The 24,010-nt window shown below is 54.6% G+C and carries 21 protein-coding genes; 13 read left to right on the top strand and 8 right to left on the bottom strand.

Going from position 1 to position 24,010, the window contains the following annotated elements; genetic code table 11:
- The first annotated feature begins 1 nt into the window (after position 1).
- The 12 genes from murC (at position 2) to NeNHUV3_RS03450 (ending at position 13,396) form a co-directional block, all read left to right on the top strand.
- The gene (gene murC, locus NeNHUV3_RS03505; RefSeq protein WP_391482540.1) at positions 2-1,402 is read left to right on the top strand and encodes a UDP-N-acetylmuramate--L-alanine ligase; all 1,401 of its coding nucleotides are present in this window, start codon (positions 2-4) and stop codon (positions 1,400-1,402) included.
- Positions 1,399-1,653, top strand: coding sequence for a DUF2484 family protein (locus tag NeNHUV3_RS03500; protein ID WP_391482538.1), 255 nt, complete (start codon positions 1,399-1,401; stop codon positions 1,651-1,653). Before murC ends, NeNHUV3_RS03500 begins: the two co-directional genes overlap by 4 nt.
- Positions 1,650-1,895 carry a DUF2484 family protein gene (locus NeNHUV3_RS03495; RefSeq protein WP_391482537.1) on the top strand — a complete coding sequence of 82 codons (246 nt, stop codon included), beginning with the start codon at positions 1,650-1,652 and terminating at the stop codon, positions 1,893-1,895. Before NeNHUV3_RS03500 ends, NeNHUV3_RS03495 begins: the two co-directional genes overlap by 4 nt.
- Entirely contained in the window at positions 1,892-2,818 is a 927-nt protein-coding gene (gene murB, locus NeNHUV3_RS03490) for a UDP-N-acetylmuramate dehydrogenase (protein ID WP_391482536.1), read from the top strand. Before NeNHUV3_RS03495 ends, murB begins: the two co-directional genes overlap by 4 nt.
- Before the next feature lie 107 nt (positions 2,819-2,925).
- Positions 2,926-3,858: a D-alanine--D-alanine ligase gene (locus tag NeNHUV3_RS03485; RefSeq protein WP_391482534.1), complete on the top strand. Its 933-nt coding sequence runs from the start codon at positions 2,926-2,928 to the stop codon at positions 3,856-3,858.
- Positions 3,846-4,775: a cell division protein FtsQ/DivIB gene (locus NeNHUV3_RS03480; RefSeq protein WP_391482532.1), complete on the top strand. Its 930-nt coding sequence runs from the start codon at positions 3,846-3,848 to the stop codon at positions 4,773-4,775. Before NeNHUV3_RS03485 ends, NeNHUV3_RS03480 begins: the two co-directional genes overlap by 13 nt.
- Entirely contained in the window at positions 4,772-6,103 is a 1,332-nt protein-coding gene (gene ftsA, locus NeNHUV3_RS03475) for a cell division protein FtsA (RefSeq protein ID WP_341247127.1), read from the top strand. The genes NeNHUV3_RS03480 and ftsA overlap by 4 nt, the downstream gene beginning before the upstream one ends.
- A 226-nt stretch (positions 6,104-6,329) precedes the next feature.
- On the top strand, positions 6,330-7,895 hold the full coding sequence (gene ftsZ, locus NeNHUV3_RS03470) for a cell division protein FtsZ (RefSeq protein ID WP_391482530.1): 1,566 nt from the start codon (positions 6,330-6,332) through the stop codon (positions 7,893-7,895).
- 200 nt (positions 7,896-8,095) lie between these two features.
- Positions 8,096-9,019, top strand: coding sequence for a UDP-3-O-acyl-N-acetylglucosamine deacetylase (gene lpxC / locus NeNHUV3_RS03465; RefSeq protein WP_391482528.1), 924 nt, complete (start codon positions 8,096-8,098; stop codon positions 9,017-9,019).
- Positions 9,020-9,130: 111 nt separating this feature from the next.
- Positions 9,131-10,027, top strand: a complete 897-nt coding sequence (locus tag NeNHUV3_RS03460) for an outer membrane protein assembly factor BamD (protein ID WP_082136603.1) — start codon at positions 9,131-9,133, stop codon at positions 10,025-10,027.
- Positions 10,028-10,034: 7 nt separating this feature from the next.
- Positions 10,035-11,696: a DNA repair protein RecN gene (recN, locus tag NeNHUV3_RS03455; RefSeq protein ID WP_391482526.1), complete on the top strand. Its 1,662-nt coding sequence runs from the start codon at positions 10,035-10,037 to the stop codon at positions 11,694-11,696.
- Positions 11,696-13,396: a chloride channel protein gene (locus tag NeNHUV3_RS03450; protein WP_391482524.1), complete on the top strand. Its 1,701-nt coding sequence runs from the start codon at positions 11,696-11,698 to the stop codon at positions 13,394-13,396. Before recN ends, NeNHUV3_RS03450 begins: the two co-directional genes overlap by 1 nt.
- A 3-nt stretch (positions 13,397-13,399) precedes the next feature.
- Here NeNHUV3_RS03450 and NeNHUV3_RS03445 read toward each other — a convergent pair whose 3' ends face one another.
- The 6 genes from NeNHUV3_RS03445 to NeNHUV3_RS03420 form a co-directional block, all read right to left on the bottom strand.
- On the bottom strand, positions 13,400-13,741 hold the full coding sequence (locus NeNHUV3_RS03445) for a DUF427 domain-containing protein (RefSeq protein WP_391482522.1): 342 nt from the start codon (positions 13,739-13,741) through the stop codon (positions 13,400-13,402).
- An 11-nt stretch (positions 13,742-13,752) separates the two neighbouring features.
- On the bottom strand, positions 13,753-15,519 hold the full coding sequence (locus NeNHUV3_RS03440; protein ID WP_391482520.1) for an aminopeptidase P family protein: 1,767 nt from the start codon (positions 15,517-15,519) through the stop codon (positions 13,753-13,755).
- On the bottom strand, positions 15,519-17,399 hold the full coding sequence (gene cobT, locus NeNHUV3_RS03435; RefSeq protein ID WP_391482518.1) for a cobaltochelatase subunit CobT: 1,881 nt from the start codon (positions 17,397-17,399) through the stop codon (positions 15,519-15,521). The genes NeNHUV3_RS03440 and cobT overlap by 1 nt, the downstream gene beginning before the upstream one ends.
- 112 nt (positions 17,400-17,511) lie before the next feature.
- Positions 17,512-18,498: a cobaltochelatase subunit CobS gene (cobS, locus tag NeNHUV3_RS03430; RefSeq protein WP_391482517.1), complete on the bottom strand. Its 987-nt coding sequence runs from the start codon at positions 18,496-18,498 to the stop codon at positions 17,512-17,514.
- Between the two features lie 94 nt (positions 18,499-18,592).
- Entirely contained in the window at positions 18,593-20,941 is a 2,349-nt protein-coding gene (locus NeNHUV3_RS03425; protein ID WP_391482515.1) for a methyl-accepting chemotaxis protein, read from the bottom strand.
- A gap of 90 nt (positions 20,942-21,031) precedes the next feature.
- Complete coding sequence (locus tag NeNHUV3_RS03420; RefSeq protein WP_048597887.1) at positions 21,032-21,661, bottom strand: DnaJ domain-containing protein; 630 nt, start codon at positions 21,659-21,661, stop codon at positions 21,032-21,034.
- Between the two features lie 87 nt (positions 21,662-21,748).
- Here NeNHUV3_RS03420 and NeNHUV3_RS03415 point away from each other — a divergent pair, with 87 nt between their 5' ends.
- Complete coding sequence (locus NeNHUV3_RS03415) at positions 21,749-22,009, top strand: BolA family protein (RefSeq protein WP_391482514.1); 261 nt, start codon at positions 21,749-21,751, stop codon at positions 22,007-22,009.
- Here the strand turns inward: NeNHUV3_RS03415 and NeNHUV3_RS03410 are convergent, their stop codons facing one another.
- The gene (locus NeNHUV3_RS03410) at positions 22,010-22,339 is read right to left on the bottom strand and encodes a DUF4177 domain-containing protein (RefSeq protein WP_391482513.1); all 330 of its coding nucleotides are present in this window, start codon (positions 22,337-22,339) and stop codon (positions 22,010-22,012) included.
- A 31-nt stretch (positions 22,340-22,370) separates the two neighbouring features.
- Positions 22,371-23,882: an Asp-tRNA(Asn)/Glu-tRNA(Gln) amidotransferase subunit GatB gene (gatB, locus tag NeNHUV3_RS03405; RefSeq protein ID WP_391482512.1), complete on the bottom strand. Its 1,512-nt coding sequence runs from the start codon at positions 23,880-23,882 to the stop codon at positions 22,371-22,373.
- Positions 23,883-24,010 lie beyond the last annotated feature (128 nt).

Genomic DNA, 24,010 nt, shown 5'->3' with positions numbered 1-24,010 from the left:
TATGGCAGCAACGAAACTTCCCACGAAATTAGGCGCGCTTCACTTTGTGGGGATTGGCGGCATTGGCATGTCCGGCATTGCCGAAGTTCTTCTGGATCATGGCTATACTGTGCAAGGCTCGGACTTGAAGGCATCCAAAATCACGGATCGTTTGGCCGGTTTGGGGGCTAAAATTTTCGTCGGGCAGGCTGCTGAAAACCTTCAGGATGCGGATGTTGTGGTGATCTCTAGTGCGATCAAGCCCGGTAACGCTGAATACGATGCTGCGCGGGCGAAGGGCCTGCCGATTGTGCGCCGCGCCGAAATGCTGGCGGAATTGATGCGCTTGAAATCTAACGTGGCCGTCGCGGGAACCCACGGCAAAACCACGACGACAACCATGGTCAGCGCGTTGTTGGATGCGGGCGGTGTCGACCCGACTGTTATCAACGGCGGCGTAATTCACGCCTACGGTTCTAACGCACGCGTGGGGCAGGGGGAGTGGATGGTGGTTGAGGCCGACGAAAGCGACGGTACCTTCAATAGGCTCCCTGCAACGATTGCTGTGGTCACCAATATTGACCCCGAGCATATGGAGCATTGGGGCAGTTTTGATAACCTGCGTAAAGGCTTTCTGGACTTCGTTTCAAATATTCCGTTTTACGGCTTGGCAGTGTGTTGCACGGATCATTCCGAGGTGCAGTCCCTGGTGGGCAAGATCACGGACCGGCGTGTTGTCACCTATGGTTTTAACGCACAGGCTGACGTGCGTGCAGTGAACCTGATGTACCGCAATGGGGCGGCGTATTTCGATGTGGCTTTGCAAGGCGAGGACCAGATGATTGAGGGCTGTATGTTGCCTATGCCCGGCGATCACAACGTATCCAATGCGCTGGCCGCAGTTGCTGTGGCGCGCCATCTTGGTTTGAAGCGTGATGAGATCAAATCAGCGCTTGAGAATTTTCGCGGTGTGAACCGACGCTTTACGCGTATCGGTGAAGTAGGTGGCGTGACGATTATTGATGACTATGCACACCATCCGGTTGAGATTGCTGCGGCCCTTCGTGCAGCGCGGCAGGCAACAGAAGGCCGCGTAATCGCTGTGCACCAACCGCACCGTTATTCACGCTTGCACGACCTGTTCGATGACTTTTGCAGCTGTTTTAATGACGCAGATGTTGTGGCAATTTCCGAGGTCTTTGCCGCGGGCGAAGATGTCATCGAAGGGGCTAACCGTGATGACCTGGTGGCGGGGCTAATCCGGCATGGCCATCGCCACGCCCGTGCGGTTGTGGGTGAGGATGACCTTTTGCGCTTGGTACGCGAACAAGCCGTGGCAGGGGATATGGTCGTATGCCTTGGTGCCGGTACCATTTCAGCTTGGGCCAATGGCTTGCCCGCAAAAATGGGAGCCGATCAATGATTGTTAGTGCATCCATCGTGTCATGTTGTGTCTGGGCCTTACTGGCTAGTATCACAGCGCTGTTGCCGTTGCGGGTCCAGTATGCGCCCGCAATTATGTTGGCAATCGTTGTGCCATTTTTGCTTATTTTCGTGGGATTTGAACATGGCCTTGGTGCCGTCGCACTTGGTCTTGCGGCGTTTGTATCGCTGTTTCGCGTGCCACTTTTGTATGTAGCGCGTCAAATGATTGGCGAGCCTGTACGCTCATGAGTGCGACTGTTTTGATCTGCGGTTGGGTGGTTCTTGCTCAAATCCTTCAATCGGTCCCGTCCAAAGACAATCACTGGGGGCGGGCGTATTTCTTGATAGCGGTCGGTATTCCGACCCTCGGCATGGCAACGTATTCGGGTGGCGTTTGGGCGGCTGTGCTGGGCCTTGGTGTTGGTATTGCTGTGCTGCGCTGGCCGCTGTATCGCGGTGTGAATTGGCTCAAAGATAAGGCGCTACGATGACGGATTGGCCCGATGTGCGCGGACGACTTACCCAAGGGCGCGCCCTTGCGGACCTGACGTGGTTGCGTGTTGGTGGTCCCGCTGACGTGCTTTTCCAGCCTGCTGATGTGGACGATCTTTGTTCGTTTCTCGCGGCCCTACCTGCTGAGACGCCGGTGTTCCCAATGGGTGTCGGTAGCAATTTGATTGTTCGTGACGGTGGGCTGCGCGCGGCTGTCATTCGGATGGGGCGCGGTTTTAATGACATAGAAATTAGCGGCACCACTGTGCGGGCAGGGGTTGCAGCACTTGATGCCCATGTGGCGCGTAAAGCAGCCGATGCCGGTCTTGATTTGACGTTCTTGCGTACAATCCCAGGTTCAATTGGTGGTGCTGTTCGGATGAATGCGGGATGTTATGGACGGTATACCGCCGATCACTTTATCAAGGCAGAAGCCGTAACGCGCAGTGGTGAGCGGGTTGAGCTTGGTCCTGACGATTTAGCCTTTGGCTATCGAACATCTACGTTGCCCGAAGGCTGGGTATTGACCCATGCGGTGTTTGAGGCGCCCGCGGGCAATCCGCAAACTTTGCACGACACAATGGCGGTTCAGCTGGCCAAGCGCGATGAAACCCAGCCGACCAAAGACAGAAGCGCGGGCAGCACTTTTCGCAACCCTGCGGGGTTCAGCTCAACTGGGCGGGCGGATGATGTTCACGACCTCAAGGCGTGGAAGGTGATTGAAGATGCTGGCCTGCGCGGGTTCACACTTGGCGGTGCGCAGATGTCTCCCAAACATCCAAATTTTCTCATCAACACTGGGGATGCCACCGCTGATGATCTGGAAAAACTGGGCGAGCTGGTGCGAAAAAAGGTTTACGAAAACAGTGGCCTGACGCTAGAGTGGGAAATTATGCGAGTGGGTGAACCCGCCGCAAAATAAGCGCGCAAAAAGCGGGCAATGATAAGAATGGCGGGCAGAGCAGCCCTCGGACATGAAAAGAAGCGTGCAACCATGCGCGCGCAATCCGTTCTGACGAGAGCGGGGAGATGAGGCAAGCGGTGGGTAAGTCAGGCAGTGACCCCCTTAAAATTGCAGTACTGATGGGCGGGCCAAGCGCAGAGCGTGAGGTCTCTTTGTCGTCCGGTGAGCAAGTGTGCGCGGCACTCAGTAGTCTTGGTCATGATGTACACTCAATTGATGCTGGCAAAGATCTTGGCGCGCAGCTGTTGGCGCTTGCTCCTGATGTGGCGTTCAATGCGCTGCACGGACGGTGGGGCGAGGACGGGTGTGTTCAGGGCCTGCTTGAATGGCTTAATATCCCCTATACGCATTCGGGTGTTATGGCATCTGCGATCGCGATGGACAAAACCCGCACCAAAGAGATTTATGCCGCGGCCGCGCTGCCTTTTGTACCGAGCGTGATTGCGCGGCGCGAAGATGTGATGGCGTCTCACGTGATGCCTGTGCCGTATGTGGTTAAACCCAATAATGAAGGGTCCAGCGTTGGGGTCTATCTGGTTGCTGATGACGCCAATGGCCCTCCGCACCTGTCCGACGACATGCCAGATGAGGTGATGGTCGAAGCTTATGCAGATGGTCGTGAGTTAACAGCCACAGTCATGGGGGGGCGTGTTTTTGCCGTAACTGATATTCTGACCGACGGTTTTTATGACTATGATGCAAAATATGTAGCGGGTGGGTCGCGCCATGTTGTGCCTGCGGATATTCCGGATGACATCTCCAAGGCGTGTCAGGATTACGCGTTACGCGCCCATTCCGCATTGGGCTGTCGTGGTGTTTCGCGAACTGATTTTCGCTGGGACGACACGCGTGGCATTGACGGTATTATCCTGCTTGAAACCAACACGCAGCCGGGGATGACGCCCACTTCGCTTAGCCCCGAGCAGGCGCAACACGCAGGGCTGTCATACGCTGAGTTTTGCGAATGGATGGTGAGGGACGCGTCATGCAACAGATAGGCAAGCGCTCAATTCTACGTGCCCGCACGTCCAATACTGCACAGCCCGAGGCGTCAGCGCCGCGCCGTGACCCCGCGCCGTCAAAGTGGGCATATCGTTATCACCGTCTGCGACTGCGCCCCGGTTACCGCAACTTTGTGCGCCTTGGTTTGCCGTTGTGTGTAGCGGCGCTTGTTGCGGGTATTTATTTTGCTCAGTCAGATAACCGCGCCAAAACAGTTGCTGCGTGGCAGCAGGCCCGTGCACAACTTGAAACCCGACCCGAGTTCATGGTCAACGTCATGGCAATCGATGGGGCGTCTGATGCGACAGCCACCGCAATTCGTGAAGTTTTACCTGTTGATTTGCCTGTCTCCAGTTTTGATCTGGACCTTGAGACAATGCGCCAAACAGTTGAAAGCCTTGATGCCGTGAAGACCGCATCTCTTGCGGTTCGTACAGGAAATTTGCTGCAAATAGATGTGTATGAGCGGGTGCCAGCGGTTGTTTGGCGTCATCACGAGGGGATGGAACTGCGTGATGATGCAGGGCACCGTGTGGCAGCAGTTGAGGACAGAAATGCTTACCCGCATCTCCCACTGATTGCAGGCATGGGGGCGCAAGACCACGTAGCCGAAGCGCTGCAAGTGATCGCTGCCGCGGCGCCAATTGCTGATCGTGTTCAGGGATTGGTCCGCATGGGCGAGCGCCGTTGGGATGTTGTTTTGCAAACAGGGCAGCGCATAATGCTGCCCGTGGATGCGCCTGTAACGGCCCTTGAGCGTGTGGTGATTTTGGACCGTGCACAAGATATTTTGAACCGTGATGTCATGGCCGTTGATATGCGATTGTCATATCGCCCGACTGTACGGCTGGGCGAAGCGGCCCGCGACGATATCCGTGAAATCAATGAAATTGAGTTTGGAGGCCAACGATGAGCCAGCCCTATGCCATGCAGCGTGCCATGCGAACCGCCCGCAAAGCGGCCCTTCAAAAAGGTGTCATTGCGGTATTGGACATCGGCACATCAAAGACAGCGTGCTTTGTTTTACGTTTTGACGGCTCTGAAGGCCCGTCCTCCGAGGGGATCGGGTCATTGGCAGGACAGTCAAGTTTCCGCGTCATTGGTGTTGCAACAACCCGTTCACGTGGGGTGAGTTTTGGTGAAATCACCACAATGGCTGAGACCGAGCGCGCCATTCGTACCGCTGTGCAGGCTAGCCAAAAAATGGCCGAGACCCGCGTAGATCATGTGATTGTGTCTTTTAGCGGTGCGAACCCACGCAGCTACGGTCTTGATGGTAAAGTCGAACTTGAGACTGGCGTTGTGACGGATGCGGACATTGGCCGGGTTCTGGCGATGTGCGATGAGCCTGACATCGGTGCGGGCCGCGAGGTTTTGCACGCGCAGCCTGTGAACTTTGCGCTGGATTACCGGTCCGGCCTTGCGGATCCGCGCGGGCAGGCGGGGCAAGAATTGATGACCGATCTGCATCTGCTGACAGTTGATGCACCTGTAATTCAAAACATCGTGCAATGCGTGAAGCGCTGCGACCTAGAGCTGGCTGGCCTTGCTTCGGCGGCATATTCCAGTGGTCTTTCTGCCTTGATCGAGGATGAGCAAGAGCTGGGCGCTGCATGTATCGACATGGGCGGCGGCTCGACCAGTATTTCGATCTTCATCAAGAAACATATGATTTACTCAGATGCGGTGCGTATGGGCGGCGATCACGTTACATCCGATATCGCGATGGGTCTGCGTGTGCCAACACCAACAGCGGAACGGCTTAAGACATATTACGGCGGCGTTCACGCCACGGGTATGGATGACCGTGACATGATCCAACTTGGCGGTGACACGGGTGATTGGGAGCTTGATAGCCGTCAAGCAAGCCGCGCGGAGTTGATTGGTATCATGCGTCCCCGCGTAGAAGAAATTTTGGAAGAAGCGCGCGCACGGCTTGATGCGGCGGGCTTTGAACATTTGCCAAGCCAGAAGATTGTGCTGACTGGTGGCGCGAGCCAAATCCCCGGCCTTGACGGGTTGGCCAGCCGCATTTTGGGACAGCACGTCCGCATGGGGCGGCCGTTGCGGGTTCAAGGGCTTCCGCAGGCTGTAACGGGACCTGCATTTTCGTCTGCTGTTGGGCTGGCGCTTTTTGCGGCGAACCCTCAGGACGAGTGGTGGGACTTTGATGTACCAACTGAAATGTATCCTGCGCGCAGCCTAAAGCGCGCCTTCCGGTGGTTCAAAGACAACTGGTAACCCCGAAATCTATGGCTATACCCCCAGATAAGGGGCGTTTGAGCGGTTTTTTGCCGTTATTTTGTGCTGAAATCACCGTTTTTCAGGTGACGCGCGCCAATTGTCGCGGTATCATACTCTCCAATGAAGGCAGTACGCACCTGGAAAAGCAGGGCGAGCACAATGTTGAAAACGAGCCGCATCCAGAAATTTGGGGGCTGCGGCGAACTCAGGCGGATATATCACTATGGCACTTAATCTCTCCATGCCCGGACAAGAAGATCTCAAACCCCGCATCACTGTTTTCGGTGTTGGGGGTGCTGGCGGTAACGCTGTTGATAACATGATCGAAAAAGCCCTTGAGGGTGTTGAGTTCGTGATTGCCAATACAGACGCGCAGGCATTGCAGCAGTCTGGCGCGCCATCGAAAATCCAGCTTGGTGTAAAAGTAACCGAAGGCCTTGGTGCTGGGGCGCGCGCGTCTGTTGGTGCTGCCGCTGCCGAAGAAAGCATTGAGCAAATCGTTGACCACCTTGCGGGTGCGCACATGTGCTTTATTACCGCTGGGATGGGTGGTGGCACCGGTACAGGTGCGGCGCCAATCATCGCGCAAGCGGCGCGTGAGTTGGGTGTTTTGACTGTTGGTGTGGTTACAAAGCCGTTCCAGTTTGAGGGTGCAAAACGCATGCGTCAGGCTGAAGAAGGTATTGAGGCACTGCAAAAGATGGTCGACACGCTGATCATCATTCCGAACCAAAACCTGTTCCGCTTGGCGAATGAAAAAACTACGTTCACCGAAGCTTTCTCGATGGCTGACGATGTCCTTTATCAAGGCGTGAAAGGCGTGACTGATTTGATGGTCCGCCCCGGTCTGATCAACCTCGACTTTGCAGATGTTCGCGCTGTGATGGACGAAATGGGCAAGGCGATGATGGGAACAGGCGAGGCGTCTGGCGAGGATCGTGCGCAGCAGGCTGCAGAGAAAGCCATCGCGAACCCACTTCTCGACGAGATCAGCCTCAACGGCGCGAATGGCGTGCTCATCAACATCACTGGCGGTTACGATCTTACATTGTTCGAACTGGATGAAGCGGCAAATGTTATCCGTGACAAAGTGGACGCGGATGCAAATATCATCGTCGGTTCAACTTTGGACACAACTCTCGATGGCATCATGCGGGTCAGCGTTGTGGCAACCGGTATCGACGCTGCCACCAGTGTACACGATATGCCTGCCCCACGCCGCGCCAGCGCTACACCTGCTGCGCCACAACAGGCCGCTCAACCAGAGCCAGCTCAGCCCGCACCAGTAGCCGCGCGTGAAGCCACGGCAGAGCCGAGCCTGTTTAACGAGCTTGACGCTGAGCAGCCTGTCGAGGCTGATGCCGCAGAGAACATCTTTGACGCTTCTTCTGCTGGCGGTGACGTACCTCCTCCCGCGTACCAGCCAGCACCTGAGGCGCCTGCGGCCGAGCAGTATGTCGCGCCGCAAGCGCCTGCACCTGGGCAGCCCTCTGCGGAAGCGCTTGCGCGTTTGAATGCAGCCGTGTCCAACACGCCGGCACGTGAAGCGCAGCCTGCTCCAACTGCAGCCCCTGCGCCGCAAGCGCCCGAAGCAGCAGAGCGTCCTCGTTTTGGCATCAACAGCCTAATTGGTCGCATGACTGGTGGAGCAGAGCAGTCTGAGCGTTCTGCACCGGCGGCGATGCGCCAGCAGCCTCCGGTTCAAGAAGCATATGATGATGAGCAAAGCACAAATGCCGAGCAAGACCGCATCGAAATTCCTGCGTTCTTGCGCCGTCAAGCAAACTAGGTTTAGCTAAATAACTTCAACGGGCCGCTTCCTTTGGAGGCGGCCTTTTTTATTTGATATTAATGACTTGACGAAAAGTATGGCGAGGTTCCGCCGAGCCGCAGATCGACTGTTACAAAACGTTACAAACTGTTAATTGTGACTTTGGCGGGCTTTTCATAGCAAGGTTGCACAAAAGCATCACCTGTCTGAGGCACATCTTGCAAACAACATTGCGTACCCCTGTTACATTTACCGGCACCGGCCTGCACTCTGGCCGCGCTGTGCGTATGACAGTCGCGCCTGCCTCTGCGAATTACGGTATCTGGTTTCGCCGCACGGATGTGGCGTCCTCGAAAGACAATTTGATCCCAGCCACGTGGGACCGCGTAGAAATTTCTCCGCTATGCACGTTGTTGGTCAATGATGCTGGTGTAACGGTTTCGACGGTTGAGCACGTTATGGCGGCATTGACCGGCTGCGGTATTCATAATGCGATGATCGAAATTGATGGTGGCGAAGTGCCCATTCTGGACGGCAGTTCGGTCACTTTTGCACAATCTTTCCTGAACGCGGGCGTGCAGACTTTGGGCGCGCCGCTGCAAGCGATCCGAATTCTGAAAGACATTGAAGTTACAGTAGACGGTGCGACTGCATCACTCTCCCCTTCAGATGCGCTTGAAATAGATTTCTCAATTGATTTTGCGGACGGCGCGATTGGTCGACAGCGCAAGCACCTCAATCTGCGCAACGGCACGTTTGTGCGTGAGCTGTCCGACAGCCGTACGTTCTGCCGTCAATCAGACGTGGACGCGATGCGCTCAAATGGTTTGGCGTTGGGTGGCACATTGACCAACGCGGTTGTTGTTGATGGTGACGCAGTCCTCTCGCCAGGTGGGTTTCGCCACGCGGATGAAGCGGTACGTCACAAAATGCTCGATGCGTTGGGTGATTTGTCGCTTGCAGGGCACCCTATTTTGGGCCGGTACACCGGCGTTCGCGCAGGGCACGCAATGACGAACCGTCTGTTGCGCGCGCTCTTTGCGGACCCAAGCGCCTTTGAAGTTGTCACATGCACACCTGAAATGGCATCTGGCCTTCCGGGCGCAGGTGTTGAGGTGTTGGATCTGCCGCAAGCCTGCTGATCAATCGTTTTTGTTTATGTTCTGGGCGCGTCACTGCGGATAGCCTCTGGATAAATCTTTGAGCAGTCTTTACACATTTTGTTAAAGGACCGAGAGAGGGATCGACGGGCCATGCGGGAACGCGCGACGCAGTCACGAGTAAAACGAAAATCGCCCCAAATACAGGGCCGCTACGCCCGTGCAGCACGCGCAACTGTTGCGGTAGTTGGGCTTGTCGCTATTGCTGGCTGTGCGGCGCTGTCAAACGAAGGGCGTGATCGCCCGTTGGAATCCTACACCGCCGAAGAAATCTACCAACGTGGTGAATTTGAACTTGCCGAGAGCAACCCCGAAGAAGCTGCGCGCTTTTTTGGCGAGGTCGAGCGGCTTTATCCTTATTCTGAGTGGGCCAAGCGCGGTCTGATCATGCAGGCATTCGCGTTCCACAAAGACCGTGATTACCCAAGTTCACGCGCAGCGGCACAGCGATTTATTGACTTTTATCCTGCAGATGAGGATGCGGCATATGCGCAGTACCTCTTGGCGCTTAGCTTTTACGACCAGATTGATGAGATCGGTCGCGACCAAGGTTTGACGTTTCAGGCGTTGCAGGCATTGCGCACTGTGATCGAGCGTTATCCTGATACGGAATATGCCCGCTCTTCAATTTTGAAGTTTGATCTGGCTTTTGATCACCTTGCGGCCAAGGAGATGGAAATTGGCCGTTATTACTTGCGCAAAGGCCACTTTACGGCGGCCATTAACCGCTTTCGCGTGGTTGTTGAAGATTTCCAAACAACTTCACACACACCCGAAGCGTTACACCGCTTGGTCGAAAGCTACGTGTCACTTGGCTTGGCTGATGAAGCAAAAACAGCCGGTGCGATCCTTGGGTATAATTTCCAGTCAACGGACTGGTATCAAGATAGTTTCAATTTGTTGACGAGTAACGGTCTTGAGGCAGAGGCCAGCGGAGACAGCTGGTTGCGCCAAATTTACCGTCAGGTTCTCAAGGGCGAATGGCTGTAGCACGAAGATGCTGCGCGGGCTCGACATACGGGACATGCTTATCATTGACCGACTGGAGTTGAACTTCAGCGCGGGGCTCAACGTTTTGACGGGCGAAACCGGTGCGGGTAAATCCATTCTTCTCGATAGTCTTGGCTTTGTATTGGGCTGGCGTGGACGTGCGGAATTGGTCCGTCAAGGAGCTGACCAAGGGGAAGTGACCGCGTGGTTTGAGCTGTCACCGGATCATGCGGCGTTTGATGTTTTGCGTGAAGCGGGATGGGACGTTGAGGATGAGCTGATCCTGCGCCGGGTGAATACTCGCGATGGGCGCAAAACCGCGTGGATCAACGACCGCCGAGCCAGCGGTGAGGTGCTACGCGCTGTGTCCGAGACTTTGGTTGAATTGCACGGACAACATGATGATCGCGGTTTGCTGAATGCGCGCGGCCACCGTGCTTTGCTTGATGAATTTGCAGGCCTTGAGGCTGCGCTGTCTGATGTGGCGGCCGATTGGCGAAACGTTCGGGTTGCAAACCGTGCGTTAGATGCGGCTCGGGCTGAGCTGGTCGCCGTTAAAGACGAAGAAGAATTTTTGCGCCACGCTGTGGGGGAGCTGGATGCGCTTGCCCCTGAGCCCGGCGAAGAAGCCGCACTCGATACGCGCCGACGTTTGATGCAAGGCGCAGAGAAAATTCGTGATGATATTGCCCGTGCGCACACTGCCATGGGGCGTGACGGCGCAGAAGCGCAGCTGGATGCGGCGATGCGTTGGCTTGATGATGCCGCGAGCGGCGCAGAAGGCGGCCTTGATGAGCCCGTTGCAGCGCTTTCGCGAGCCATGTCAGAACTTGCCGATGCACAAGCAGGCGTAGACCGTGTGCTTGATAGTCTGGCGTTTAATCCGTCCGAGCTTGAAGACACCGAAGAGCGGCTTTTTGCGATCCGTGCTCTTGCGCGCAAACACGACGTGTTGCCTGATGATTTGGCCGCGTTTGCAGATGAGTTGCGTATCAAACTGCAGGCTCTGGATGGTGGGGCGCACAAGATTTCCGATCTTGAGGCAGCATTGGCTGCGGCGCAAAAGACGTATGATCGTGCCGCTGACGCATTGACCGCGCAACGCCAACTGGCCGCTGCTAATCTTGATGCCGCAATGTCGGCAGAGCTTGCGCCTTTGAAGATGGAGCGCGCGGTTTTCACCACCGATGTCACGCCTTGTGATTCTGGGCCGACCGGCAAAGACGAAGTTGCTTTTCGCGTGGCGACCAACCCGGGCGCGCCCTCAGGCCCGCTTAACAAGATTGCGTCTGGTGGCGAATTGAGCCGTTTCTTATTGGCGCTGAAAGTATGTTTGACGCGGTCTACGACAGGGCTGACCATGATCTTCGACGAGATTGATCGTGGGGTCGGGGGTGCCACAGCGGATGCTGTTGGTCGCCGATTGGCTGAAGTCGCGAGTGCGGGGCAAGTTTTGGTTGTGACACACAGTCCCCAAGTTGCGGCATTGGGCGCGCATCATTGGCGTGTAGAAAAGCGCGTGACTGCAGGAGCAGACGGGGACATTACCACATCGACGGTTGTGCCATTAAACGCGGGCGACCGCGTTGATGAGCTAGCACGAATGCTTTCTGGCGACAAAATTACCGACGAGGCGCGTGGCGCGGCCCGCGCTTTGCTGGGTGGCTGATGCTTGGTGGCGGTACATCAGGGGTGTGGCAAAACCTGCGTGCGTCACTTCGTCAGGCAGCGCACACGCTGCGTGATGTGATCCGCCTGATCCGCGCGAACGGCCCCAGTCAAATCCAGTTTTGGTTCATCGCACTTGGGGTCGGTATTGCTGCGGGTTTTGCCGCTGTTTTCTTTCGTAAAGGCATCACTGCGTTGCAAAGCTGGGTCTACGGCGCGCCTGATATTCAGCGTATTCATTCGTTTGCGGCAGACCTGCATTGGATCTGGCTTGTGACGCCGCCCGTGATTGGCGGGCTTATCGTGGGACTTATATTGCATAACTTCACCGAGGATGGACGCGTGCGCAGTGTTGCAGACGTTATAGAAGGCGCTGCGATGAACGAGGGGCGCGTTGAACGGCGTGCCGGATTGGCATCAGCGGCAGCGTCGCTGATTACGCTTTCAACTGGTGGCTCAACAGGCCGCGAAGGACCTGTGGTGCACATGGCAGCGGTTCTTTCGACGTGGGTTAGCAATTGGATTAAAGCAGACGGAATTACGGGGCGTGATCTGTTGGGGTGTGCGGTGGCCGCTGCTGTATCGGCCAGTTTTAACGCCCCAATTGCAGGTGCACTTTTTGCGCTTGAGGTGATCTTACGGCACTTCGCCGTCCATGCGTTTGCACCGATCGTGATCGCCTCGGCTGCGGGTACGGTGATCAATCGATTGATGTTTGGCGACGTGACCGAATTCACACTAAGCCAAGCGAACACCCTGTCATTTTACCAAGAATTGCCTGCTTTTTTGATGCTGGGCCTGACATGCGGCTTGGTAGCCGTTGTCATGATGCGGACAATTTTCTGGGCGGATGATGTCACGACACGCTGGCAGGCGCGGTTTGCGATACCGCGGTATCTACGCCCTGCGTTCGCCGGTCTCGCTTTGGGCGTTTTGGCTATCGGCTTTCCGCACATCATTGGCGTGGGCTACGAGACTACTTCGGCAGCGCTTACAGGAAGCCTGCTCTGGCACGAAGCGCTTGTATTTGCAGTGCTGAAAGTAGTTGCTGTAGCGATCACCATGGCTGGCCGGATGGGGGGCGGGGTATTTTCGCCGTCTTTGATGGTGGGTGCGCTGACAGGGCTGACATTTGGATATGTGGCAACCGCGCTGCTTCCCGATGTATCGGGTGCTACGACGCTTTATGCCTTGGCGGGCATGGGGGCTGTCGCAGCTGCAGTTTTAGGCGCACCGATTTCAACGACTTTGATTGTGTTCGAGCTTACCGGAGATTGGCAAACTGGACTGGCGGTGATGGTTGCAGTGTCACTTTCTACGGCTGTGGCCAGTCGGTTGGTGGATCATTCGTTCTTTTTGTCTCAGCTTGAACGGCGTAACATCCACCTTGCGGCAGGGCCACAGGCCTATTTGTTGGCACTATTTAACGTGGCGAACGTCATGCGCCCCGTGTCCGACGAGAACGCTGCAAGCACAGAACACTGCTGGGAGCTGATCGAACAGGGGGTCTATGTGGACGGGAACGCAACGCTTGAGCAGGCGATGCCTTTGTTCGAGGCCTCAAATATCAGCTTTATTCCCGTCGTCACATTGGGTGGTGAAGATGCGCCACCTGAATTGTGGGGCGCGCTTTTTCAAGTGGATGCCCTACGTGCGTACAACAAGGCGCTGGCCGAAACTGCCGCCGAAGAGCACAGCTAAAGCTTAGACGTTCTCGACAGTGACCCGCGATGTGTCAAAAGCGATGTGCCCTTTGATGCGCATGGCTGCTTCGGTAGGGTTTTCATACGACCAAGCGGCGTCTTCAAGAGAACCGGATTTTGTCTGAATGGTGTAGTGGCTCGCAGCGCCCTTGGCGGGGCAGTTGGTCACTGTCTCTGAGGTATCCAAAAAGGCCATCGCCACGTCTGTAACGGGAAAGTACATCACTTCTGCCAAATCACCTTCGCTCAGGATCAGTGCGTCACGGGTTTCGCCGATGACTGCACCAGCCACACGGACGACTGTCGTTGTATCTGCACGGCGAACGTTAATGGTGTTGGTCATATGTGATCCTTTCAAAGAGGCGCCGTAGCCTGCTCAAGCCATGCCGCCGCTGATTTTGACAGTTTACCTGATAATTTACGACTAATGTCCGCGTGATATGCATTGAGCCACGCGCGTTCATCTGCGCTCAGAGTGTCTGTATCTATCAATCGGCGATCAATTGGAACCCATGTCAGTGTTTCAAAACACATCATTGGTGTTCGGGTCTGTTCTGCATCACGTACAATCACCAAATTTTCGATGCGGATGCCAAATTTGTCCTCGACGTAGTAGCCGGGCTCATTCGACAAAATCATGCCTGCTTGCAAAGGCTCGTGCGAGGCGCGGCTAATCCGCTGCGGGCCCTCATGGACACACAGGTACACACCGACGCCGTGGCCAGTGCCATGACCGAAATCCAAACCCTCCGACCACAAAAACTGCCGCGCGAGGGGGTCAAGATCACGGCCTGCGGCCCCTTTCGGAAACTTAACCCGCGACACAGCAATCATACCGCGTAAAACTGCCGTAAAACATTTCGTCATCTCGGCAGTCGGTGTGCCAAGCGCAACCGTGCGAGTGATATCGGTTGTTCCGTCGATATATTGCCCACCGCTGTCGATCAGCAGCATTGAGTTTGTATCAAGCTTGCGGTTGGTTTCTTCAGTTACGCGGTAATGAACAATCGCACCATTGGGCCCTGAGCCACAGATGGTTTCAAAACTGATGTCGCGCAGCGCGCCGGTTGCCTCGCGAAAGCTTTCGAGTTTTGTGACAACGTCAATTTCACTAAGTGTGCTGTGATCCGCGGCGTCCAGCCATGCCAAAAACTCAACCATGGCAGCGGCGTCACGGATATGTGCGGACTTGGTACCGCTTAGTTCCGCCTCGTTCTTGCATGCTTTCGGCAAGATGCATGGATCACGGGCCAGTACAGGCCGGGCAAGCTGCGACACCACGGCGACAGGAATGCTTGATTTATCAACAAGCACATCACCTTGTAAGGCCTGTAAGGCTTGCTCAAATTCGCCCCGCTCTCGCAAAGTCAGCCCTTCTTGAGGCTTAAGTTTTGCAAATTTTTGGGTATCGCTGAAAAGCTCAACAGCACCGGTGGCATGCAAAATCGCAAACGCTTGGACAATGGGGTTGCGGGGAATGTCGCTGCCGCGGATGTTCAAAAGCCAACAAATGCTATCAGGGAGCGTTAGTACCGCAGCGCTGTGACCCGCTTTTGACAACTCAGCCGCCAAAGTACGACATTTTTCTCGGGATGTTTTGCCGGCAAGATCTTCGGGGTATGCGATAACTTGACCCTGCGGCCTCTCAGGTTGGCCCGCCCAGATATTGTCGATCAGGTTCTCAGTTGCGCGCAACGCAATGCCCGATCCGTCCAAGGCTTTTGTCAGCGCTTCAATTTCGCCGGCGGTGTGCAGCCAAGGATCATAGGCAACCGTATTGCCGCTCTCGAGCGTGTTGCGCAGCCATTCATGGCGTGGCGTTTCGGTGCTCAGGATCACCTCAAAGTCATCGGCGCATTGGGTGCGCGCTTGTAACGTGTAGCGCCCATCAACCAACATCGTGGCTGAGGTCGCTGTCACAAGACATTCACCCGCAGAGCCTGTGAAACTTGTCAGCCAGCTAAGCCGTGCATCGTGATCATTTACGTATTCGCCTTGATGGGCGTCGGCGCGGGGCACAAGGAAAGCGTCAACCTTTGCGCGCTGCATTTCATTCCGGAGTGCGGCCAATCGTGGCGGTCCGTCTTGGGGGCGTGTGCGCGTTACAAAGGCTTGATGCATTATCCGGCTTTCCTCATTCCCAGTACTTTGGCGCGGGCGCGTGGGTCCGTGTCAAACAGCGAGGCCAGTTGTTCGGTCATCGCGCCAGCAAGTTGTTCAACGTCCGTGATCGTGACCGCGCGATCGTAATAGCGGGTTACATCGTGCCCAATACCGATCGCAACCAGTTCAACTGCCTTACGTTTTTCAACCATAGCAATCACGTCGCGTAAGTGTTTTTCAAGATAGTTGGCAGGGTTGACGGACAAGGTCGCATCATCAACGGGTGCGCCGTCTGAAATCACCATCAACACTTTGCGCGCTTCTGGTCGCGAGATCATGCGCCGATGCGCCCACTCAAGCGCCTCGCCATCAATGTTCTCTTTCAGCAAGCCTTCTTTCATCATAAGGCCAAGGTTTGGCCGCGCACGCCGCCATGGTGAATCAGCCGATTTATAAATGATGTGGCGCAAATCGTTTAGGCGGCCTGGCTGCTGTGGACGCCCATCCGCGAGCCAGTTTTCACGGCAAAGTCCACCTTTCCACGCCCGCGTCGTGAACCCCAGAATTTCTACTTTCACCTGACAACGCTCAAGCGTTCGCGCCATGACATCTGCACAAATTGCCGCAATCGAGATAGGCCGCCCACGCATGGAGCCGGAGTTGTCGAGTAGCAGTGTTACGACTGTGTCACGGAACTCTGTGTCTTTTTCAACTTTGAATGAAAGCGGGGTGGTCGGGTTCGCAATCACGCGTGCCAAGCGGCCTGCGTCCAGGGTGCCTTCCTCAAGATCAAATTCCCAGCTTCGGTTTTGCTGTGCTTGAAGGCGGCGCTGAAGCTTGTTCGCAAGGCGCGAAACCGCGCCCTTTAAAGGGTCAAGCTGCTGGTCAAGATAAGCGCGCAGTCTTTCCAACTCGGCAGGTTCGGCAAGATCTTCGGCGCGGATTTCTTCATCGTGCTCTGTCGACCAAGCCTCGTAAAGGGGGTCTGCATCGGAAATGGGCTGTGGCGCCGGTGGCTCAGTAGGGGCCTCGCCTTCGGGCATTTCGGTCTCTTCGCCCATGTCTTGCTCAGCGGCATCATCAAGCTGAACTGATGACTGCGCAGCATCCTGTTGCTGTTCTTGGCTTTGCTCAGGGTTGGCCTCGGCTTCTTCCTCACCAGTGTCATCATCCGAGCCAGTGCTATCAGGCTCTTGGGGGTCCTCAGATGCGCCGTCGCTGTCGTCTGCTTCGTCATCCTCAAAGTCGTCGGGATCATCACCAAGCTGATCGCCGTAGCCCAAGTCATCAATGATCTGACGTGCAAACTTCGAGAAACTTTGCTGGTCTTGCAGCATCTCTGACAGGTTTTCGAGAGTGCCACCTGCGCGGTCCTCTATAAATCCACGCCACAGCTCCATCACATTTTGTGCACCGGCAGGAAGTGGGCGACCCGTTGCGAGATGACGGATCAGGTAGCCCGCGGCAACCGCGAGGGGCGCTTCTGCGGGTTCTTTGATTTGGTCATAGCCTTTGCGCAGCGCGTCATTGGTAATTTTCACATCGATATTCGAAGCGGTGCCTGGCATGTATTCGGCGCCAACTGCTTCAATCCGAGCCGTTTCCATAGCCTCGTAAATATCGCGGGCCATCTGTCCATCTGGAACGTAGCGGTTGTGCGTTGATGGATCGTGAAACTTATGGCGTAGTGCCAAAGCATCCGCAGTGCCACGCGCAAGCAGCACCTCATCGCGGGTCATGCGGCGGCTGATCTGGGGCAGACGGATCGTTTCGTTTGTTGCTCCGGGTGGGTCGACTGAAAAGCTGACGGACAAATCTGGGTCGTTGGCCATTACTTTTGTGGCCTCGGCGAGTGCCTTTTTGAACGGGTCCGCGGGGTTGTCGTTGTTTTTCGTCATGATCAGCAATCTAGTGCGATTGGCGTAGGGCACAATCGAAATATTGAGCAAAAATTGGGGCGTGGGTGGCGTCCCATGGGGACGCCTGTTGGCCTATCGTCAGCCCTTTGCCTCAGCCCAGGCTGGCGTTTGCAGCGCTTTCAGGAAGCTCTTCGTCAAAGCAGCGTTGGTAGAATTCGGCGACTGTCTGGCGTTCGAGCTCGTCACATTTGTTCAAGAACGAAAGTCTGAAAGCATAGCCAACGTTACCAAAAATTTCTGCGTTTTGTGCCCAAGCAATGACTGTGCGCGGGGACATAACCGTTGAGAGGTCACCGTTCATAAATGCAGTACGCGAAAGGTCTGCGACCTGTACCATTTGTTGAAGTGTTTTGCGCCCGTGATCTGTGTCGTAGTAAGGCGATTTAGCAAGAACAATCGAGGCTTCTTTCTCAACAGATAGGTAGTTCAACGTTGAGACAAGTGACCAGCGGTCCATTTGACCTTGGTTGATTTGCTGCGTGCCGTGATAAAGTCCCGTTGTATCGCCCAAACCGACGGTGTTGGCTGTTGCGAAGATACGGAAATACGGGTGCGGTGTGATCACTTTGTTTTGGTCGAGCAGTGTAAGTTTGCCGTCTACCTCCAATACTCGTTGGATCACGAACATCACATCTGCACGACCGGCGTCATATTCATCAAAAACAATTGCAGTTGGCGTGCGCAGAGCCCAAGGCAGAATGCCCTCTTGGAAATCAGTGACCTGCTTGCCGTCACGCAGCTTAATTGCGTCTTTACCAATAAGATCAATTCGGCTGATGTGGCTGTCGAGGTTCACCCGCACGGAGGGCCAATTCAGGCGCGCCGCAACTTGCTCGATATGGGTAGATTTGCCGGTGCCATGATAGCCCTGAATCATCACGCGGCGGTTATGTTCGAACCCCGCGAGGATCGCCAAAGTTGTATCGTGATCAAATTTGTACGTAGGGTCCAACTCCGGCACGCGGTCAGAGGCTTCTTCAAACCCGTGAACCACCATATCCACGTCGATACCAAATGTTTCACGAACCGAAATTGGTTTGGTGGGCTTTGCTTCAATATCGATCATTCCGTCAGCCATTTGAAAGGGTCCTACCTACGTCTTGTCATGTTGTTGCGTCGTTGGGTGCAACATAATCCAAGTCTCGGCAAGGGCTAGGGCTAAAATACTCCCGTTAGGCGGCGCCCACATCCGCATAGTGAGATGTGCCTCCTCCGTTTGCGTTTGCGTCGCTGTGTTGGAAGACGGAAATCGCGCCTTGGATGTTGGCCACTTGCGATTTTAGGTTCTGCGCAGTCTCGCGCCCCGTGAGTGCAATATTGGCGTTATGCTGCGTCAGCTTGTCCAATGCTTCAAGGGCAGTCGAAATTTCCGTAAGACCACCCACTTGCACTTCACTACCTTCACGCAAATCGCCAAGATTTGCGGACATCTTCTGAACCTGTGCCAGAATGTTTGTCAGTGCGTCTCCCGTGTTGCCCACTAAGGCGGCACCTTTTGTTACATCGCTGACGTTGGTTTCGATCAGCGTTCTGATATCACTAGACGCATTGGCCGAGCGCTGTGCTAGCGCGCGCACTTCTGTTGCGACTACAGAGAAACCTTTACCCGCTTCGCCGGCGCGGGCGGCCTCAACCGACGCATTGAGGGCAAGAAGGTTTGTTTGAAAAGCGATTTCATCGATCACGCCGACAATTTTACTTATTTCACCAGATGCGGTTTCGATGTCTTTCATTGCATCCACAGCTTTTGAAACGACGTTACTGGCGTTTTCGGCCTCCATAGAGGTGGTATCTGCAAATCGGCTGATGTCACCAAGTGTTTTTGTGGATTGGTCAACGCGGTCTTTGATCTGCAACATGGCAGCTGTGGTTTCTTCCAGAGCACTTGCCTGCTGTTCAGCGCGTTTGGCCATGTCGTTCGAGCTTAGCGTCATATCAGCAGATTGGTGGTCAAGCTGTGAGCAGTCCGTTTGAATGGTGCTCACCAGCTGCGCGAGCGACTGTACCGTTTCGTTTACGGTTTCTTGCAGCCTTGCAAAAGCACCGTGGAAAGTACCCTCCATACGCGCCCCTACGTCACCTGATGCCAAGCGCTCCATCACAAGGCCCGTAGTTTGTAGCCCGTCTTCAACTTGAGCAACCAGCGCATTTATGGAGGCGGCTACGTTCTGCAAATCACGGTCTTCAAACTTTGATACGATCCGTTTTGTGAAATCGCCGTCTGACGCAGCATCCACCACGTTTGCGATGTCGGCGCGCAACCTGACCATTTCAGCATTTTCAACGGCTATTCGTTTGGCCTCTTTTTCTTGCTGCTCACGTTCTTTCTTGAGCTGCGCTTCACGTTGCTGGGCATTTGCTTGCTCAAGCTCGATCCGTTTGTTGGCTTCTTTTGCATTCTGGCGTGTCAGTTCTTTGGCGCGCGCCCCTTCTTTACGCAGAACATCCAATGCACGTGCGATCTGGCCAAGCTCGTTTTTGCGGTCTAACCCGCTGACCTCTAGGTCGAAATCACCGTCTGCTACGGCCATCATTTCTGAAATTGAGCTTGAGATATCACGGCGCAAGTTGGCTACAAAAGCTGCGGAAGATATCAACCCGAATAGAAGTACCGCGCCCGACGCGATGGCGAACGTAAGGACTGAACTGTCCTTTTCTGCAGCAAGCTCAGCCCGGTTGGTTGTATCAGCTTTTGCGGTCTGCTGTACAAGTTGAGCAAGTAGGCTGCGCGCAGTGATGTTGTGACTATCGATTGTCGCGTAAAGACTGCGTCGTTCCGTGCGAGACGCGGTCAGCTGATCAATCACTGTGACATAGCCACTGAGCAGCTTTTCGACTTCAATTGCGAAGACCTGATAAGGCTTGTTTTGGGTCCGTTGGATAATTTGAGAGACATTATCAGCGGAAGTCGCGAGCAATGCGCGGGCATCTTCAAGCAGTTCGGGATTACCGGTCGCCAGAAAGTCACGTACGAAGGTTTGCGCTGTCATGGCATCAATGAGCGCCAAGTTACCACGGTATGCGGAAAAGCTGTCACCAATTGCGTAAGCCGCCTCAATAACGGCCTTCGTTTGCTTGATTTGTTCGTCCCCAATGTCGCGCAGCGACGTGTTGGCTTCTCTGAATTTTGTTTGCGCTTGTTTCAGTGCCACAACATCAGTGTCGAACGCGTTTAATGTCGTATTTAGTTCAGCCAGCTTACCCGTAATGTTTGATGCTGAGCCGAGTGTTTGCTGGAGGATCTCCACTTCGGTCTGGGTGGTGTCAAGTTGGGCAACCAGTTGCTCTAGCGTGTCTATGGAAGGCGAGGCGTTGTACGTGCGTAAGGACGCGTCAACGGCGGTATATTTGAAGCTAAGCGCATCAACTCGTGACAAGTGGTCAGTTAGCTTGAAATAGCGGTCTTGCTCGGCCCCCTGATGCTCTGTCTTGAAAATACCAAAACTAAAGACTGCGAATGCCAAGATTTGTAGGACAATCATGCCCCCCATAATTTGACGTCCTAAAGACCAATGCCGCATATCGAACCCCACGCGTTTGTGTTACGTGGGGAGCCCTAGCAGAGACGTGCTTTCGAAAACGTTACCAGAGCAAAAGTAAGCTGCGCAGATTTACTTAAAATTGCGGCTATCTTTGATCTGATCCCACGCCCAGACAACCTCTTGTAGCTTGTCTTCGTCTGAACGGTCGCCACCGTTCATGTCGGGGTGCAATATCTTGATAAGTGCTTTGTAAGACTTACGAATTTCTGTCTTGGTCCAGTGGTCCTTGGCTTCCAAAATCTCGATGGCGCGGCGCTCGGTTGGGGGCAGGCGGCGCGTTGTTGTCCCGGATGTTCGGCCAAGGTTTTGCGTGGCGTTCGCGCCCAAAACTTGGTGTGGGTCATCGACCCCAAGACGCGCCCATGCGCGCTGTTCATCAGGTGTGCGGAAAGGTTTTGTTTCGCGGTCCCAAACCCGATCTTTGTCCATTTGCTCGGCAAAGCTTTCTTCGGATGTGCCGTCGAAGAAGTTCCACTTCAGATTGTATTCGCGCACGTGATCTTTACAAAACCAAAAGTAGTCGTCCAAAATATCGGGGCTTTTGGGGGCGCGATATTGGCCGCGTTCTTCACAGCCCGGCCGATCGCATACGCGGGTAGATGTTTCCGATGCACCAGACATCCCGCGGCGTCCGCGCGGGTTTTTTTTCTTTGCAGAAGACACAGACATATCAAAGCCAAATGGATCGTCTTTTTTCATCTTCAACATCCTTCAGAAAGTGGTGTCCGACTCGGAGCGATAAGAATAGTGTTTTGACAGCGAGGCGAAAGGGGTGAAATCAAGAATATGACGAATAGAATGACACGCAAAGAACGGATCGAGGTGGCTCTTCAGGCTTTGTCCCCAGAGCAGTTGATCGTGGAAGATCAATCAGAGGCACATCGCGGTCATTCAGGCTATCAAGACGGCGGCGAAAGCCACTTTCATGTGATCATCAAAAGTGATGCATTGACCGGTAGCCGGATTGCAAAACACCGCGCGATCCACGCTGCTGTTGGCGCTGATTTGATGGCTGAAATTCACGCATTCTCGATTGATATCAAGTAGTCAGGGCGTTTCGCTGTCGTGGGCATCAGCCTCGAAAATATTGTCGTCAGGTTCTGATTTGCGTGGCACTGCCAGTGATTGTTCGTGTGGTGCGTCGTCCACGGGGCGTCTGAACACAAGCATGTTGTGGTAGACGGTCACACGCCCAGCCAATCCGCTGCGTTCTTGCATGGGAAGGGTGTCAGAGCGTTGATACTCCCACCCGCTGAGCGCCAGATCATTGATCATTTCCTGAACGGCAAACGCAAGCCGTCCCGCGCTACCTTTGCTGCCACGGTTGCGCTTTCCCTTTGTCGGAGCAGGCAGAACTTTATACTCAAATTGAGGCATGGCGCGCGTCTCTCCCAAACACAGTAATCGTTTAACCCTGTAGTTTGCGGGCGACCAATTCGTTCACAGCTTTCGGGTTTGCTTTACCGCCGGTAGCCTTCATGACTTGGCCAACGAACCAGCCTGCAAGTTTGGGGTTTTCCTTGGCTTTGGCGACTTGGTCAGGGTTAGCTGCGATGATTTCATCAACGGCTTTTTCGATGGCACCCAAATCAGTAACCTGTTTCATGCCCCGTTCTTCAACAATCACGGCAGGGTCGCCACCGTCTGTGTAGACGATTTCGAATAAGTCTTTTGCGATCTTGCCGCTGATGTCACCCTTGCTAATCAGAGCAATCACGCCGCCCAGTTGTTCGGGGCTGACAGGACTTTCAGTGATGTCTTTGTCGTCTTTTTTCAGGCGACCAAACAGTTCGTTGATTACCCAGTTCGCCGCCAGCTTTCCGTCTTGGCCATCGGCAGTTTTTTCAAAAAATGCTGCATTTTCTGTATCAGCCGTCAGCACAGATGCATCATAATCGGACAGTCCGAAGTCACTTATAAACCGTGCTTTTTTGGCATCCGGTAGCTCGGGTAAATTTGCGGCCAGGTCGTCGACCCATGATTGCTCAATCTCGAGGGGGAGCAAGTCTGGATCAGGGAAATATCGGTAATCGTGCGCCTCTTCTTTAGAACGCATCGAGCGTGTTTCGCCCTTGTCTGGATCATAAAGGCGAGTTTCTTGCGTGACACTACCACCGTCTTCGACGATTGCGATTTGGCGGCGTGCTTCATATTCGATCGCTTGCTGAATAAAGCGCAGTGAGTTCATATTCTTGATCTCACAACGGGTGCCAAGATGGTCAAAATCTTGGGTTTCCATGTATTTCTCGTACGCGCCTGGACGACATACAGAAACGTTTACATCTGCACGCAGGTTGCCGTTCTGCATGTTGCCATCACATGTACCGAGATAACGCATAATTTGGCGCAGTTTACTGACGTATGCGGCGGCTTCCTCGGGGCCGCGAATATTGGGGCGGCTGACGATCTCCATCAGGGCCACACCTGTGCGGTTAAGATCCACGAAACTCATATTTGGGTCCATGTCGTGGATCGATTTTCCGGCGTCTTGCTCAAGGTGGATACGCTCGATGCGCACAACCCGCGCAGTTCCGTCACCAAGCTCGACCAGAACCTCACCTTCCCCCACAATGGGGTGATAGAGTTGAGAAATTTGATAGCCTTGCGGCAGATCAGGGTAGAAATAGTTTTTCCGATCAAAAGCCGAGTAAAGATTGATATCTGCGCGCAAACCAAGGCCGGTACGGACAGCTTGGGCGACACATTCTTCGTTAATGACAGGCAACATACCCGGCATGCCCGCATCAACGAATGCAACGTTGGCATTTGGCTCTGCGCCGAACTGTGTTGAGCTTGCAGAGAAAAGCTTTGCCTTTGTCGCGACCTGAGCATGGACTTCTAGCCCAATCACCAGTTCCCAGTCATGTTTCGCGCCTGCGATCACTTTGGGTTTGGGGGCAGTGTGGCTCAGATCCAACATAGACGTATCCTCTTGGTTTTCGACGTCGCTTCTAACGGTGCCCGTAAGCAGGAGCAAGTGAGCACGGCCCAGTCAGCGATGGGTTTGTGTATTATTTCCAGCATTGAGCCGAGGTCCATTGGTGCGGA

This window comes from Nereida sp. NH-UV-3 (genome assembly GCF_042939535.1).
Lineage (GTDB): Bacteria > Pseudomonadota > Alphaproteobacteria > Rhodobacterales > Rhodobacteraceae > Nereida > Nereida ignava.
Note: the sequence above shows the minus strand (reverse complement) of the source record. Positions and strands in the feature narration are given on the sequence as shown.